Consider the following 14,665-nt stretch of genomic DNA (forward strand, 5'->3'; position numbering starts at 1 on the left):
GTCAACCTTCCGCCGCAGCCGGCCCGCCCGCGCCCGTGCGCCAGCGCCGCAGCGGGGCCAGCAGGAGGGCGTCGGCGGCGATCAGCGTCGCCACCGCGAGCACGATCCAGGCCATGGTCTGCGGCAGGTCGAAATGGGCGCGGGCAATGGCGATGCCGCCGCCCACCCCGTCCGCGCCGCTCAGCACCTCGGCCATCACCGCCACCTTGAAGGAGAAGGCCAGCGCCGTGGCGAGGGCGGGAATGAGGAAATCGGCGAGCGCGGGCAGGACCAGATCGGTCAGCCGCATCACCGCCGGCGCCCGGTACAGCGCCGCCATCTCGGCCAGCGAGGGGTCGCGGCTGCGCACGCCCTGCAGCGCGGCGATGAACACGATGGGCGCGGCCGTGATCGCCACCGTGAAGGTGGCGGCGGCGCCGCCCGGACCGAACCACAGCAGCGCCAGCACCACCCAGGCGATGGGCGGCGTGCCGAGGAGCGCGGTGAACACGGGATAGGACATGGCGCCCGCCGGCAGCGCCAGTCCCCCCGCGACCCCCAGCACGAAGCCGGCGGCGCCCCCTGCGGCGCAACCGGCGAGCGCGTGCACGAGGGTCGCGAGGAGGGCCGGCGCGGCCTTGCCGGACGAAACGAGGCCGCCGATGGCCGCCGCCGTCTCCGCAAGGCTCGGCAGCACGAACGGGCCGAAGGCGATGGCGCCCCACTGCCACGCCGCCGCCAGCAGGCCGAGCCCGGCCGCGCCCCACAGCGCGGAGCGGACCGGGATGCCGGACGCGCGGGCGTCCATGGTCAGAAGTCGAGATAGAAGCTGTCGGGCGGCAGCTTGCCGGCCAGCGCCTCGGGCTGGAACGAGAGCAGGGTCTCGTAGAAGGCGACAAGGCCCGGCTTCAGCTTCGCCGCCGGCTCGGCCACCACGTTGAAATGGTCGAGGGCGTTGGCGAACATGTGCGCCTTCACGTCCATCTTCTCCTCGGCGAGCTGGCCTGCCTCAGCCTTGTTGGCCATCACCCAGTCGCGCGCGCCGGGCAGGCCGGCAGCAAGAGCTTTCATCAGCTCCGGGCTCTCCTCGATCAGCCGCTCGTGCACGGCGATGCCGGCCATGGGCAGGCCGAGGCCGCCGTGCTGCTGCTTCCATTCCTCCTGCAGGCTGATGGCGCGATTGAGCGTGCGGCCCTCCTTCCGCGCCATCATGATGGCGGCGGTGGCCGGCGGCTCGGAGAGGATGGCGGTGGTGGCGCGGCCGGCGGCGAGCATCTGTGCCGCCTCCATGGGGGTGCGCACATAGGTGATGGTCATGTCCTTGTCGGGGTCCATGCCATGGCCGCGGGCGATGGAGCGGAAGACGAGGTCGGGCATGTCGTTCCTGAAGAAGCCCACCAGCTCCTTGCCGGCGAGATCCTTGAACGAGGTGATGCCGGCGTCTGCGGAGACGACGAACAGATGGCCCATGGACAGGATCGCGAACAGCTTCAGCGGCAGGCCGCGGTTGGCGAGGTTCGCCGGAACGTGGGTGGGCGTCGTGAACAGGCTGGTGCGGCCGGAGACGATGGCGGCGCGCAGCTCGTCCGTGTCCCGCCAGAGGCGGAAGGAGGCGTCGGGCGCGGTCGCGTTGAGGGCTCCCGACTGGAGAAGCCGCAGCAGCACGATGGTGGAGCCGTTGGGTGCCCCGAGGATATCCAGCCCCTTCGCAGGAGCAGCGAGTGCCGGGCCCCTCGGCAGGGCGAACCCGCCCGCAGCGGCGGTGGTGGCAGCCATGGCGCCCAGCATGCGGCGCCGGTTGAGCAAAATCGTCATATCGAAATCCCCGCCCCAAAAAGCCAGTGCGGCCGGAAAAGCTATATCCGAATAGATATAGTATTCCGGCTCCGCGACAAAGCCGGACGGCTGCGGCGCAATCGCCGGGGGTTGCTTTCGCGCCACAATATGCGCCCCGCGTCCGCCCATGGGTGCCGAATCCCTTGGCCCGGCATCGTGCGCGGGGCAAGATCACGCCAAACGGACCGCAGGGGGCCGCGATGGGTGGGGCGTACAGGGCCGGTTTGAGTGCAATCATCAGGGGCGCGGCCCTGCTCGCGGCGGCCCTCGTCGCCGTCGCTGCGCCGGCCGGCGCGCAGACGCTGGACCGCGTGGCGCGGGGCGAGGCGTTCCGCATCGGCTACCGGCAGTTCGCCCCGCCCTATTCCTATGCCGGCGCCAACGGCCAGGCCGCCGGCTACATCGTCGACCTGTGCCGCGAGGTGGCGGACGGCGTGAAGCGCGCCATGAAGCTGCCGGCCATGCCGGTGGAATACGTGAAGGTGACCGCCGAGGACCGCTTCGAGGCGGTGCGGGACGGACGCATCGACGTGCTGTGCGAGCCGACATCCATGACCATGTCGCGCCGCGCGCTGGTGGATTTCTCGCTGCCCACCTTCCTCGACGGCGCCGGCGTCGTGACTCGCGGCGCGCCGGTGAAGGGGCTGGAGGAGCTGAAGGGCAAGAAGGTGGGCGTGCTGCGCGGCACCACCACCGAGGAGAACCTGCGCGCGACCCTCGGGCAGATGCGCGTGCCGGTGGAGATCGTCACCGTCACCGATCATCCCGACGGGCTGCGCCAGCTCGCCGACGGCAAGCTCGACGCCTATTTCGGCGACCGTGGCATCCTCAACTATCTGATCGCCAACAGCCCGTTCGGCAACCGGCTGAGCCTGTCGGACCAGTATTTCACCTTCGAGACCTACGCCCTGGCCCTGCCGCGCGGCGACCAGGCGTTCCGCCTTGTGGTGGACACCACCCTGGCCGACCTCTACCGCACCGACCGCATCCGCGACATCTATGCCCGCAGCTTCGGGAAGTTCCCGCCGGACCAGTTCCTGAACGCGCTCTTCATCATCAACGGCGTGCCGAAATAGCGCGCCGGCCAGGGGCGCGCCGGACGGAATTCCCGCCGCTGGCATGTTTGCTGCAAGAGCGGGGGCCCACCTTACCGGGGCACCCGCCCCGCCGGTACAGTGAAGGAGCCCCGCCATGGCCTACGTGCATCGCATCGGCGCCAAGTCCTTCGCCTTCGCGGACCTGAAGGACCTGATGGCAAAGGCGACGCCGCCGCGTTCCGGCGACATGCTGGCCGGCATCGCCGCCGCCAGTGCCGAGGAGAATGTCGCCGCCCGCATGTGCCTCGCCGAGGTGCCGCTGAAGGCGTTCCTCTCCGAGGCCGTGGTGCCGTACGAGACCGACGAGGTGACGCGCCTCATCATCGACAGCCATGCCGCAGCCGCCTTCGCCCCGGTCTCTGCCCTAACGGTAGGCGACTTCCGTGATTTCCTGCTGTCGGAGCGGGCAACGCCGCAGGTGCTCGCCGCCCTCGCCCCGGGGCTGACGCCGGAGATGGCGGCGGCGGTCTCCAAGATCATGCGCAACCAGGACCTCATCCTGGTGGCGCGCAAGTGCCGGGTGGTCACGCGCTTCCGCAACACCATCGGCCTGCCCGGCACCATGGCGGTGCGGCTGCAGCCCAACCATCCCACCGACGATGCGGCCGGCGTCTCCGCCGCCATCCTCGACGGGCTGCTCTACGGCTGCGGCGACGCGGTGATCGGCATCAACCCGGCGTCCGACAGCCTGCCCGTCATCGACCGGCTGCTGCGCCTGATGGACGATGTCATCACCCGCTTCGAGATCCCCACGCAGAGCTGCGTGCTCACCCATGTCACCACCTCCATCGGCCTGATGGAGCGCGGGGCGCCGGTGGACCTCGTGTTCCAGTCCATCGCCGGCACCGAGGGCGCCAACCGCTCCTTCGGCATCGACCTGCAGCTGCTGGCGGAAGGCACCGCTGCCGCCCGCAGCCTCGCCCGTGGCACGGTGGGGCAGAACGCCATGTATTTCGAGACCGGCCAGGGCTCCGCCCTCTCCGCCGGCGCGCACCACGGGGTGGACCAGCAGACGCTGGAAGCCCGCGCCTACGGCGTCGCCCGCGCGTTCGAGCCGCTGCTGGTGAACACGGTCGTCGGCTTCATCGGCCCCGAGTATCTCTATGACGGCAAGCAGATCATCCGCGCCGGGCTGGAGGATCATTTCTGCGGCAAGCTGCTCGGCGTGCCGCTGGGCGTGGACGTCTGCTACACCAACCACGCCGAGGCCGACCAGGATGACATGGATACCCTGCTCACCCTGCTGGGCGCGGCCGGCGTGACCTATGTGATGGGCATTCCCGGCGCCGACGACGTGATGCTGAACTATCAGTCCACCTCATTCCACGACGCGCTGTACGTGCGCGAGGTGCTGGGCCTGAAGCGCGCGCCCGAGTTCGAGGCCTGGCTGGAGCGCATGGGCATCACCGGGGCGGACGGCCGGCTGCTGCCGGCCAACGCCCACCACCCCCTGCTCGGCTATGTGACGGAGCAGGCGGCGTGATCGCGCGCGATCCCTGGCTCGGGCTCGCCGGCCACACCCCCGCCCGCATCGCCCTCGGCCGCACCGGCGCGAGCCTGCCCACCGACGAGGTGCTGCGCTTCGCCCTCGCCCATGCCCAGGCGCGCGATGCGGTCCACACTCCGTTCGACGCCGATACGGTGGAGGCGCAGGTGCGGGCGCTGGGCTTCGACACCCTGCGCGCCTCGAGCGCGGCGCCGGCCCGCGACGTCTACCTGCGCCGGCCCGATCTCGGCCGCCGCCTGAGCGAGGAGAGCCGGGCGACGCTCGCCGCCGCCGCAGGGGCGGAGGTGGATCTCGCGCTCGTCATCGCCGATGGCCTCTCCTCCGCCGCCATCCACGCCCAGGCGGTCCCCTTCCTTGCGGCGTTCCAACCATGGATCGCCCGGCAGGGCTGGAGCCTTGCGCCGGTGGTGATCGCCACCCAGGCGCGGGTGGCGCTGGGCGACGAGGCGGCCGCGCGGCTCAGGGCGCGCGCCTGCGTGCTGATGGTGGGCGAGCGGCCGGGCCTCTCCTCGCCGGACAGCCTCGGCCTCTACCTCACCTTCGATCCGCTCCCCGGCCGCAGCGATGCCGAGCGCAACTGCATCTCCAACGTGCGACCGGAGGGCCTCAGCCACGCCGCCGCCGCCTTCAAGCTCGCCTGGCACATCCGCGAGGCGCTGCGCCTCGGCCTCACCGGCGTGGACCTGAAGGACGAGAGCGACCTGCTGCTGGAAGGTGGCAAGCCGCCGGCGGCGCTTGCCGCCGGTTGAAGAAATCCGCCGGGATGCCGTTGCGGAAGGTATCATGGTGGCAAAGAAGTTGCCTCTGGGGCAAGGCGGGGCGGCGCGCAGCATGCCGGCGCCCGGGATCTCGGAGGGCTCAGCACCATGTCAAAAGGCAGTAATTCGGGCGTGACGTACACGACCGTCGATGTCGCCTATTTCGAGCAGCGGGCCCTGAAGCGTCACGCGCGGGTCTGGTCCCTGTGGGCGCTGGGGGTGGGCGCGGTGATCTCCGGCCACTTCTCGGGCTGGAACCTCGGCATCGCCTCCGGCGGCTGGGGCGGCATGTTCATCGCCGCGGTCATCATCGCCATCATGTACCTCGGGCTGACCTTCTCCATCGCCGAGATGTCCCCCGCCCTGCCCCACACCGGCGCGGCCTATTCCTTCGCCCGCACCACCATGGGGCCGTGGGGCGGCTTCGTCACCGGCCTGTGCGAGAACGTGGAATACGTCATCACCCCGGCGGTGGTGGTGTCCTTCATCGGCTCCTACATGGGCTCCATCTTCGGCACGCCACCCGCCTTCCAGCCGGTGTACTGGATCTTCGGCTACATCATCTTCGTCGGGCTCAACATCGCCGGCGTGGAGCTGTCGTTCCGGGTGACGCTGGTGGTCACGCTTGCGGCACTTGCCTGCCTCGTTGCCTTTTGGGTGAGCGCGCTGCCGGTTGCGGACTTCTCCCGCTGGGCGCTGAACATCGGGGTCGGCCCGGATGGCACGGCGGTGGAGCTGCCCAACGGCGGCGGGCCGTTCCTGCCGTTCGGCATCGGCGGCGCGCTGGCGGCGCTGCCGTTCGCGGTGTGGCTGTTCCTCGCCATCGAGCAGCTGCCGCTGGCGGCCGAGGAATCGGTGGACCCGAAGACCGACATGCCGAAGGGCATCATGGCCGGCATGGCGACGCTGATCGTCTCCGCCTTCATGATCCTGTGGCTCAATTCCTCGGTGGCGAACGGCGCGTTCGGCCTCTCCACCTCGCTGGAGCCGCTGCTGGACGGCTTCAAGGCCATCTATGGCGACGGCCTCGCCAGGCTGCTGGCGCTGGTGGCGGTGATCGGGCTGGTGGCCTCGTTCCACACCATCATCTACGCCCAGGGCCGGCAGATCTATTCCCTGTCGCGCGCCGGCTACTTCCCCCGCAGTCTGTCCGTCACCCACGGCGGGCGCAAGACGCCGCACGTGGCCATGGTGGCCGGCGCGGTGGTGGGGCTCGTCATCATGCTGGCCATCTGGTTCGCGCTGGGGGCGGAGGCGGGCGCGGCGGCGATCGGCGGCACGCTGCTCAACATGGCGGTGTTCGGCGCCATGCTGTCCTACGTCATGCAGGCCCTGTCCTTCATCCTGATGCGCCGGAACATGCCGCAGATCGAGCGGCCCTACCGCAGCCCGTTCGGCATCCCGGGGGCGGTGCTCACCATCGTGATCGCGCTGGTGACCATCTACTTCCAGCTGTCAGACCCCATCTACCGCAACGGCGTGATCGGGGTGGCCATCTGGTTCGCGGTGGGCATCGCCTATTTCGCGGCGTTCGGGCGGCACAAGCTGGTGCTCTCGCCGGAGGAGGAGTTCGCCCTCTCCAAGGGCACGGCCGAGTACAAGAGCTACTGAGACGGCAGCTCCTGAAACGGCAGGCGGCCCGCCCCCGGAGGGACGGGCCGCCGCCAATGCCTCGCACCGTGGGCGCTGCTCAGACCTGCTCCACCGAGACCACGCGGAAGGTGTGCATCTCGTCGTCCTCGCGAACCGAGATGTACTCGCCCACCACGAAACGCTCGTTGGCGAAGCGGTAGCCCGCCTCGTCGTCGTCCGTGCCGGTGATGTCATAGCGGAAGGCCCAGCTGCCGCCGGGGCGGCGCACCAGATGGCCCACCTCGTCCGGCTCGTCCGGGCGGAAGCGCACCACGCGGCAGGAATCGCGGTGCTTGGCCCACAGGGCCGGATCGATGTGGCCGGTCTCGTCGAGCGGCGCCACGAAGCGGTACCCGAAATTGCGCGAGCCTTCCGGGTGCCCCTTCTCGCGGGCGAGCTCCATGCGGACCTGACGGAAGCCGTGCGGCAACTGGGACATGCGTTTCTCCCCCCGATCAAGCGGGTTGTCTGGCGAATGCTGCGGCATCGCGGCACCAGCCACGGTATCACGATGCGGTGACTTCAATCCTCATTCTGCCCCGCGCCCCGAAGGAAGCAACGGCCGCGCTTGCATGGCGGCCGTGGGGTGCGAAGATGGTCTCGTCCCCCTGCGGGGAGGACGATGCGAGAAATGTGATTTTCCCGCATCACGTGCGCAAGTCATTTGACTTCGCGCAAGGCCGCAGGCGCCACCCGGCCGATAATTCACAAACAGCGTCCGCAGGATTGCAAAGACAAGGTCGGGCAATCGGGGATCCGCCGAACCGGGAGAGACGAGAATGAATGATTCAGCGATGTTTCAAGGCCTTGCTCGCGCCTTCACCACCGGTACTCCGCCCGTCGCGTGGCCGATGGCCATGTGGAAGAACCTGTTCGTCGACTGCCCGATGGCGGCTTCCGCCCATCTCCAGCAGTTCGTCGGCCGCCAGATGCAGGAGCAGGTGACCCTGATGGGCGAGCTCGCCAAGGAGCAGAACCCGCAGGCCGCCCTCACCCGCGAGGCCGCCTTCCTGCAGCAGTCGGCGCTGGCCTGGAGCAACGAATGGCTTGAGGTGGCGGAGCTGGTGCAGAGCCGCCTCCTCAACGCCGCGCAGGCGGTGCCGCAGGACCCGACCGCCCCGTTCCAGCGCGCCGCCTGAGACGACATCATCAGACGACATCATCGCCGGGCGCGCCACACAAGGCGCGCCCGTTGCATTGCCAGCGCCGGCGACGTCACCGTCCGGCGGCCTCGGCCGCAGCGCGCAGGCCGCTGAGGGTGGCGGTGGGGGTGATGGCCTCCGGGTCCACCACCAACTCCAGCAGCGCCGGCCGGCGCTCCTCCCGCGCAAAGGCCTGCGCGCGGGCGAAGGCGGCGGCGAAGGCCGCGGTCTCCTCCACCCGCTCCCCGAACGCGCCATAGGCCCGTGCCAGGGCAGGAAAATCCGGATTCTCCAGCGTCGTCGCGAACACGCGGCCGGGATACTCCCGCTCCTGGTGCATGCGGATCGAGCCGTACATGTTGTTGTTCACCAGCACCACCACCACGCCGGCGCGGAACTGCGCGGCGGTCGCCAGCTCCTGCGCGCTCATGAGGAAGCAGCCGTCTCCGGCAAAGCAGATCACATCCCGCTCGGGGTGGTGCAGCTTGGCGGCGATCGCCGCCGGCAGGCCATAGCCCATGGCGCCGGAGGTGGGCGCCAGCTGGGTGCGGAAGCCGCCGTAGCGGTGGAAGCGGTGGACCCAGATGGCGTAGTTGCCCGCCCCGTTGGTGAGGATCGCATCGTGCGGCAGGGTCTCGCGCAGGTGAACCATCACCGCCCCGAGATCCAGCGGTCCCGGCATGGCGCCCGGCGTCTGGCTGGCGAGGAAATCCGCCCGTGCCGCGTGGACATCCGCGCTCCAGGGCGCGCCGCCGACGCCGAACGGCGGGGTGAGCGCGGCGGCTGCGGCGGCGAACTCGCGCACGCCGGCATTGATGGGCAGGTCGGCCTGATAGACGCGGCCGAGCTCCAGCGCATCCGCATGCACATGCACCAGCGTCTGCCGCGGGCGCGGGATCTCGAACAGGGTGTAGGCGCCCGTCGTCGTCTCGCCGAGGCGCGGGCCGACCGCGAGGATCAGGTCCGATGCGCGGATGCGGGCGAGGAGGCGCGCGTCGGGCCCGAGTCCGGCATGGCCCACATAGTTCGGATGATGGTTGTCCAGGATGTCCTGGCGCCGGAACGCCGCCGCCACCGGCAGGTCATAGGCCTCCACGAAGGCGCGGAAGGCGGCGCAGGCGGCCGCGTCCCATCCGCCGCCGCCCACCAGCACCAGCGGGCGCGCGGCGGCCGCGAGCATCCCTGCGAGCGCTTCCATCTGCGCCGCGCCGGGGGCTGCGGCGACGCGCTGGCTCGGCCCCGCATCCGGCACCGCAACGCGGGCGGACAGCACATCCTCCGGCAGCGCCACCACCACCGGGCCGGGCCGGCCGGAGACCGCCACATGGAACGCGCGCGCCACCAGCTCGGGAATGCGCTCGGGCCGGTCGATCTCGCACACCCACTTGGCCATGCCGCCGAACATGGAGGGGTAGTCCACCTCCTGCCACGCCTCGCGGCCGCGGGTGGCGCTGTCCACCTGTCCCACGAACAGGATCAGCGGCGTGGAATCCTGCGCGGCGGTGTGGATGCCGATGGCCGCATGGCTCGCGCCCGGCCCGCGCGTGACGAGGCAGATGCCCGGCCGGCCGGTGAGCTTGCCGTAGGCCTCCGCCATGTTGGCGGCCGCTGCCTCGTGCCGGGTGACGATGGTGCGGATGCTGTCGGCCGCGCCGCCCAACGCGTCCACCACCGGCAGGAAGCTCTCCCCCGGCAGGCAATAGGCCGTATCCACCCCGTTGATCCGCAGGGCCTCAACGAGGATCTCGCCGCCGGAGCGCAGGGGAAGGGGTTCGGTCATGATCGGGGCCTCGCGGAAGGGCCGGCCGCCCGCGTCCGGCGGGGCGGATCACAAGTCCCGGAAACTGGTGCGGACGGCGGGACTCGAACCCGCACGCCTTGCGGCGCAAGATTTTAAGTCTCGTGCGTCTACCGGTTTCGCCACGTCCGCCCGGGCTGGATCCGCCCGGGGCCGGGCCGCATGGCGGGCCGTCGGGGAGCGGGACTTTAGGCAAGATGACAGCCGCCGGCAACGCGGCGGCCGCCGTCGTCAACCGTTGCGCGCGGCGCGCTCCAGCTCGAGCTTGCGGCACAGGATGGCGCCGACCATCAGCGCGCCGATGACGGTGATGTGCTCCATGACCACATGGAATTCCGCCATCCGGAGCTCGCCCTCCATGGTCCAGAACGGATGGGCGATGAAAATGGTCAGCGCGGTGAACACCGCGAGCATGCCGAAGCCCAGCCAGGCGGAGCGATTGAAGATGACCAGGGCGGAGCCCACCAGCAGCACGACGATGACGAGAGGCGCGAACACGGCGGCGGGCTGAAGCCCGAAATGCGCCATCACGCCCAGCGTGCCGGAGTAATCCGCGGCCATGCCGAGGCCGGCGCTCCAGAAGACGAAGGTGAGCAGGATGCGGGCGAAGACGCCGAAGACGGGGCTCGCCAGAAGCCCGGCGAGGATGGATGGGGTCAAGATGGCACCTGTTTGCTGTGTCGACGATGCGTCGCGCCGGGCCCATGACCTGCCCGGCGCCGAACCGCGCCACCCTCTTGACCCGGCGCGCCTGAACGGCACCTGAACCGATGCGCCGCAAAGCCCTCAGCCGCTGGCATCAGCCGCGTGCGGGCGCCTGGTGGCCCAAGCCACCTCCCCAGCACCCCGCGCCCCAAGCCATCCGCAGCTTAAGCCGAGCGTCTCTCAGCCGCCGACCGCTTCCGCCGAGGCGGGAGTGATAGCCACCGATTCGCCGCAGCCGCAGGCCGAGGTCTGGTTCGGATTGTTGAACACGAACTGGGAGGACACGCGGTCGGTGCGGAAATCCATCTCGGTGCCGAGCAGGAACAGCACCGCCTTCTGGTCCACCACCACCTTCACGCCCTTGTCCTCGACCACCATGTCGAGCGGGCTGATGTCGGTGGTGTAGTCCATCTTGTAGGACATGCCGGCGCAGCCGCCGTTCTCCACGCCCACGCGGACGGCCGTGCCGGGCGCCTCGGAAGAGGCGAGGATCTCGCGCAGCCGTTCGGCGGCGGCGTCGGTGATGCGGATGACGGGCGGCGGGCTGCGCCGGGGCGCGGCCTTCGCCGGGGTATCGGTGCCTGCGGTCATGAACTCTCTCCCGGCCGCGCCGTTTCAAGGACGGCGGGCCATCCCCCCATAAATGGAGGATGAGGCGGCGCGCCACAAGGCCCGCGGGTGCGGGGGTATGGCGCGCCGACGTACGGGGCGGGCGGTTCAGTCGTCCTTGGTGTCGAACGGCATGGGCAGGTCTTCCAGCGAGACGATGCCGCTGGTCATCAGATAGACGATGCCCGCCGTGATGACGGCGGCAAGAAGGGTGGTGGCGAGGAGCTTGTTGCGCAGGCCCGGCCGCACCGGCGCGCCGGGATCGGTGCCGGGGGTGATGTCGGCGCTCTCCGCCTGCGAGCGCACGCCCCACGGCAGCACGGCGAACAGCGAGGTCCACCACACGATGAAATAGATGGCGACGATCGCACCGATCGACACGCGGCGTTTCCTCGCTGTAGCCGCCCTTCAGGGAGCGGGCATTGTTCGGGAAGAAGCCCGCCCCGGCCGTGCGGCGGGGCGGGGCAAGGGCGGCTCAGGCCTGCTCCAGCTCCACCAGGGTGCCGTTGAAGTCCTTGGGGTGCAGGAACAGCACCGGCTTGCCGTGGGCGCCGATCTTCGGATCGCCCGAGCCGAGCACGCGCGCGCCCTTGGCCTTCAGCTGGTCGCGGGCGACGATGATGTCGTCCACCTCGTAGCAGATGTGGTGGATGCCGCCGTCCGGATTGCGCTCCAGGAACTTGGCGATGGGCGAGTTCTCGCCGAGCGGCTCCAGGAACTCGATCTTGGTGTTGGGCAGGGTCACGAACACCGTGGTCACGCCGTGCTCTTCCTGCGGCTCGGCGGCGGAGACATCCGCGCCCAGGGTGTCGCGATACAGCGCGGAAGCGGCGGCGATGTCGCGCACCGCGATTGCCACGTGGTTGAGACGTCCGATCATGTTCCCCTCCGGTTCGTGTGCGATCCATAGCGCATGCCGCGCCGCGGCGGAACTCGGCGAAAGGCGGCCTCCGCCGGCGTCAGGCCGGACGGCGCCGCGTCACACCTCGAGAATGTGCACGTGGCACACCGGCTTCTTGCCCCACACCGCGTTGACCGCGCTGCGCACCGCCCGCTCCAGCGATTCCGCCAGCGCCTCGGGATCGCGGCGGCGCGCCCTGGGCAGGCCGTCGAGCGTGGCCACCACCGTGTCGAGCACGTGGTCGAGCATGTCGACGCCGCCCTCCCCGCGCTCGGGCACGCCGGTGATCTCCACCGACGGATCGCCGGCGAGGCCGCCCTGCCGGTCCACAGCCACCGCCACCGAGACCGCGCCCACATAGCCGAGCTTGCGCCGCTCTGGGATGGTGCGCCCGCCATCGGGCACCAGCAGCCGCCCGTCCTTGAACAGGCGGCCGAACGGCAGGTCGTCCACCCGTTCGGCCGGGCCGGGCGCGAGGCGGATGACGTGGCCGTCGTAGCAGTTCACCACCTCCGGCACGCCGAGGCTGCGGGCGAGCAGCGCATGCTCGTGTAGGTGCAGCGCCTCGCCATGGACCGGCACCGCCACCTGCGGGCGCACCATGCGGTACATCTGCGCCAGCTCGTCGCGGCGCGGATGGCCGGATACGTGGACCAGCGCCGTGCGGTCGGTGAGCACCTCCACACCGCGCTTGATGAGCGCGTTGACGATGTGGTTCACCACCTTCTCGTTGCCGGGAATGGTGCGGGACGAGAACACCACGAGGTCACCGGGCGACAGGGCGATCTCCGGGTGATCGTCATCGGCGATGCGGCGCAGCGCGGCGCGCGGCTCGCCCTGGCTGCCGGTGAGGATGGCCACCACCTTGTCGCGGGGCAGGTAGCCGTAGGCCTCGGCGGAACGGAAGGCCGGCACGCCGTCCAGCAGGCCCTGCTCGCGGGCGACGCCGATGACCCGCTCCAATGCCCGGCCCACCACCACCACCTCGCGGCCGTTGGCGTGGGCCGCCTCGGCGATGCCGCGGATGCGCGCCACGTTGGAGGAGAAAGTGGTGAAGGCGACCCGGTGCTTCGCCTTGGCCACCACCTGCCGCAGGGAGGCCGCCACGTCCGCCTCGGAGGGCGAGATGCCCTCGCGGATGGCGTTGGTGGAATCGCAGATGATGGCGCGCACGCCCTCGTCGCCCAGCGCGGTGAGGCGGGCGGTGTCGGTGGCCTCGCCCACCACCGGCGTCGGGTCGAGCTTCCAGTCGCCGGTGTGCAGCACCAAGCCGGCCCGGGTGCGGATGGCGACCGCGTGGCTGTCCGGGATGGAGTGGGAGACCGGGATGAACTCCACCGAGAACGGCCCCACCTCCACCGGCTGGCGCGAGCGCACCACGGTGATGGGCAGTTCCGCCGGCGCCCCCGGCTCTCCGGCGCGCTTGGCCTCCAGCAGGCCGGCGGTGAAGCGCGTGGTGTAGATGGGGCACTTGAGGCGCGGCCACAGGTCCAGCACGGCGCCGATATGGTCCTCATGGCCGTGGGTGAGCACCAGGCCGGCGATGTTCTTGCGCTCGGCTTCGAGGAAGCGGATGTCCGGCAGGACGAGATCGACGCCGGGCGCCTCCTCGCCGGCGAAGCTCATGCCGAGGTCCATCACCAGCCAGGTGCGCGCCTTCTTCGGCCCGAGGCCGTAAAGGCCGAGATTCATGCCGATCTCGCCGACGCCGCCGAGGGGCGCGAAGACCAGTTCGTCCGTGGGTGCCATCAAAAATCTTCCAAATGCGGCGGACGCGCCGCGCCGACGCCCGCGCCGGCAGGGGAGCGCGGCGGGGCGCATGCTGAAAAGAGAACGGGATCGCCTCGCGGCGACGCGCGATGACCGGGGGACCGGCCGGAGGTATGACCTACAATGAAGCTGTCCGCGCGCCGCAATGCAAGCCTTGCGGGCTCACTCCGGCTTGCCGAGGGACACGTCGCCGGCGGTGATGATCTCGGCGATGCCGTCCCGTCGGCGCAGCATCATGGCACCGCGGGTGTCGATATTCTCGAACCGCCCCACCACCTCGCGCTCGCCGATCTTGACGCTCACCTGATCGCCCATGCCGAGCGCGTACTTCATCCAGTCGGTGCGGATGACCGGGAAGCCGGCGCCCGCGTTCCACTGATTGAGGCGCACCGCCATGGCGAGGTCGAGCGCCTCCAGCAGCCTGTCCGGCGCGGTGGGAGCACCTGATTCCTCAAGGCTGGTGGCACGGTAGGGCAGGTCCTCGGGATGGTGCAGGCAGTTCACGCCGAAGCCGATGACCGCCGCAGGGCGACCATTGGCATCGGTGCCACCCTCCACCAGGATGCCGGCCACCTTGCCGCCGTCGAGCAGCAAATCGTTCGGCCACTTGAGCTTCAGCGATTCAGCACGGATCTGCGGCGCAGCCGCCAGCACCGCGTCGCGCAGGGCGAGCCCGGCGACGAAGCACAGCTGGGCGAGATTCGCCACCGGCGCCGGATTGGGCAGCACCAGCGAGGCGAACAGGTTGCCGAGCTCAGACGTCCAGGGCCGTCCCCGCCGCCCGCGCCCGGCGGTCTGGATGTCGGCCACCAGCCAGACCGGGAAGGTCTCGCCGCGGCCGAGTCGCGCCATCCCCTCGGCGTTGGTGGAGCCGATCTGGGTGAAGCGGACGATGGGAACCGTGGAACCCTGGAATTCGTAATGAGCCATC

At 70.3% G+C, this 14,665-nt stretch carries 15 protein-coding genes and 1 tRNA gene; 5 read left to right on the forward strand and 11 right to left on the reverse strand.

Annotation, left to right across the window (positions count from 1 at the left end; all coding sequences use genetic code 11):
• Position 1: 1 nt before the first annotated feature.
• A complete protein-coding gene (locus V5F49_RS01310; RefSeq protein ID WP_394116326.1) occupies positions 2-787 on the reverse strand; it encodes an ABC transporter permease in 786 nt (261 codons plus the stop codon).
• Between the two features lie 2 nt (positions 788-789).
• Positions 790-1,794: an ABC transporter substrate-binding protein gene (locus tag V5F49_RS01315; RefSeq protein ID WP_394116325.1), complete on the reverse strand. Its 1,005-nt coding sequence runs from the start codon at positions 1,792-1,794 to the stop codon at positions 790-792.
• 245 nt (positions 1,795-2,039) lie between these two features.
• On the opposite strand from V5F49_RS01315, the gene V5F49_RS01320 reads away from it, so the two are divergent.
• The 4 genes from V5F49_RS01320 to V5F49_RS01335 all read left to right on the forward strand — a co-directional run bounded on the left by V5F49_RS01320 (position 2,040) and on the right by V5F49_RS01335 (position 6,788).
• Positions 2,040-2,891, forward strand: a complete 852-nt coding sequence (locus tag V5F49_RS01320) for an amino acid ABC transporter substrate-binding protein (RefSeq protein WP_394116324.1) — start codon at positions 2,040-2,042, stop codon at positions 2,889-2,891.
• 115 nt (positions 2,892-3,006) lie between these two features.
• Positions 3,007-4,395: an ethanolamine ammonia-lyase subunit EutB gene (locus tag V5F49_RS01325; RefSeq protein WP_394116323.1), complete on the forward strand. Its 1,389-nt coding sequence runs from the start codon at positions 3,007-3,009 to the stop codon at positions 4,393-4,395.
• Positions 4,392-5,168: an ethanolamine ammonia-lyase subunit EutC gene (gene eutC, locus V5F49_RS01330; RefSeq protein ID WP_394116322.1), complete on the forward strand. Its 777-nt coding sequence runs from the start codon at positions 4,392-4,394 to the stop codon at positions 5,166-5,168. The genes V5F49_RS01325 and eutC overlap by 4 nt, the downstream gene beginning before the upstream one ends.
• 117 nt (positions 5,169-5,285) lie before the next feature.
• Entirely contained in the window at positions 5,286-6,788 is a 1,503-nt protein-coding gene (locus tag V5F49_RS01335) for an amino acid permease (RefSeq protein ID WP_394116321.1), read from the forward strand.
• Positions 6,789-6,867: 79 nt separating this feature from the next.
• Here V5F49_RS01335 and V5F49_RS01340 read toward each other — a convergent pair whose 3' ends face one another.
• The gene (locus V5F49_RS01340) at positions 6,868-7,248 is read right to left on the reverse strand and encodes a hypothetical protein (RefSeq protein WP_394116320.1); all 381 of its coding nucleotides are present in this window, start codon (positions 7,246-7,248) and stop codon (positions 6,868-6,870) included.
• A 340-nt stretch (positions 7,249-7,588) separates the two neighbouring features.
• On the opposite strand from V5F49_RS01340, the gene V5F49_RS01345 reads away from it, so the two are divergent.
• Positions 7,589-7,948: a hypothetical protein gene (locus V5F49_RS01345; RefSeq protein ID WP_509210728.1), complete on the forward strand. Its 360-nt coding sequence runs from the start codon at positions 7,589-7,591 to the stop codon at positions 7,946-7,948.
• A gap of 76 nt (positions 7,949-8,024) precedes the next feature.
• Here V5F49_RS01345 and V5F49_RS01350 read toward each other — a convergent pair whose 3' ends face one another.
• The 8 genes from V5F49_RS01350 to V5F49_RS01385 form a co-directional block, all read right to left on the reverse strand.
• On the reverse strand, positions 8,025-9,731 hold the full coding sequence (locus V5F49_RS01350; protein ID WP_394116318.1) for a thiamine pyrophosphate-binding protein: 1,707 nt from the start codon (positions 9,729-9,731) through the stop codon (positions 8,025-8,027).
• Positions 9,732-9,796: 65 nt separating this feature from the next.
• Positions 9,797-9,881 (reverse strand) — tRNA-Leu (locus V5F49_RS01355).
• 99 nt (positions 9,882-9,980) lie between these two features.
• Positions 9,981-10,409: a DoxX family protein gene (locus tag V5F49_RS01360; RefSeq protein WP_394116317.1), complete on the reverse strand. Its 429-nt coding sequence runs from the start codon at positions 10,407-10,409 to the stop codon at positions 9,981-9,983.
• A 225-nt stretch (positions 10,410-10,634) separates the two neighbouring features.
• On the reverse strand, positions 10,635-11,045 hold the full coding sequence (locus V5F49_RS01365; protein WP_394116316.1) for a HesB/IscA family protein: 411 nt from the start codon (positions 11,043-11,045) through the stop codon (positions 10,635-10,637).
• Positions 11,046-11,171: 126 nt separating this feature from the next.
• Positions 11,172-11,444, reverse strand: coding sequence for a DUF1467 family protein (locus V5F49_RS01370; RefSeq protein ID WP_394116315.1), 273 nt, complete (start codon positions 11,442-11,444; stop codon positions 11,172-11,174).
• Between the two features lie 94 nt (positions 11,445-11,538).
• A complete protein-coding gene (gene mce / locus V5F49_RS01375; protein WP_394116314.1) occupies positions 11,539-11,943 on the reverse strand; it encodes a methylmalonyl-CoA epimerase in 405 nt (134 codons plus the stop codon).
• A 99-nt stretch (positions 11,944-12,042) separates the two neighbouring features.
• A complete protein-coding gene (locus V5F49_RS01380) occupies positions 12,043-13,713 on the reverse strand; it encodes a ribonuclease J (RefSeq protein WP_394116313.1) in 1,671 nt (556 codons plus the stop codon).
• A 183-nt stretch (positions 13,714-13,896) separates the two neighbouring features.
• Positions 13,897-14,664, reverse strand: coding sequence for a biotin--[acetyl-CoA-carboxylase] ligase (locus tag V5F49_RS01385; RefSeq protein WP_394116312.1), 768 nt, complete (start codon positions 14,662-14,664; stop codon positions 13,897-13,899).
• Between the last annotated feature and the right edge of the window lies 1 nt (position 14,665).

Source organism: Xanthobacter lutulentifluminis (genome assembly GCF_043194675.2).
GTDB lineage: Bacteria > Pseudomonadota > Alphaproteobacteria > Rhizobiales > Xanthobacteraceae > Xanthobacter.

Bases quoted from the DNA above. Each gene is read 5' to 3' on its own strand.
- V5F49_RS01315 (WP_394116325.1), bottom strand. From the start codon at position 1,794: ATGACGATTTTGCTCAACCGGCGCCGCATGCTGGGCGCCATGGCTGCC.
- mce (WP_394116314.1), bottom strand. From the start codon at position 11,943: ATGATCGGACGTCTCAACCACGTGGCAATCGCGGTGCGCGACATCGCC.
- V5F49_RS01340 (WP_394116320.1), bottom strand. From the start codon at position 7,248: ATGTCCCAGTTGCCGCACGGCTTCCGTCAGGTCCGCATGGAGCTCGCC.
- V5F49_RS01335 (WP_394116321.1), top strand. From the start codon at position 5,286: ATGTCAAAAGGCAGTAATTCGGGCGTGACGTACACGACCGTCGATGTC.
- V5F49_RS01310 (WP_394116326.1), bottom strand. From the start codon at position 787: ATGGACGCCCGCGCGTCCGGCATCCCGGTCCGCTCCGCGCTGTGGGGC.
- V5F49_RS01345 (WP_509210728.1), top strand. From the start codon at position 7,589: ATGAATGATTCAGCGATGTTTCAAGGCCTTGCTCGCGCCTTCACCACC.
- V5F49_RS01365 (WP_394116316.1), bottom strand. From the start codon at position 11,045: ATGACCGCAGGCACCGATACCCCGGCGAAGGCCGCGCCCCGGCGCAGC.
- V5F49_RS01380 (WP_394116313.1), bottom strand. From the start codon at position 13,713: ATGGCACCCACGGACGAACTGGTCTTCGCGCCCCTCGGCGGCGTCGGC.
- V5F49_RS01350 (WP_394116318.1), bottom strand. From the start codon at position 9,731: ATGACCGAACCCCTTCCCCTGCGCTCCGGCGGCGAGATCCTCGTTGAG.
- V5F49_RS01325 (WP_394116323.1), top strand. From the start codon at position 3,007: ATGGCCTACGTGCATCGCATCGGCGCCAAGTCCTTCGCCTTCGCGGAC.
- V5F49_RS01385 (WP_394116312.1), bottom strand. From the start codon at position 14,664: ATGGCTCATTACGAATTCCAGGGTTCCACGGTTCCCATCGTCCGCTTC.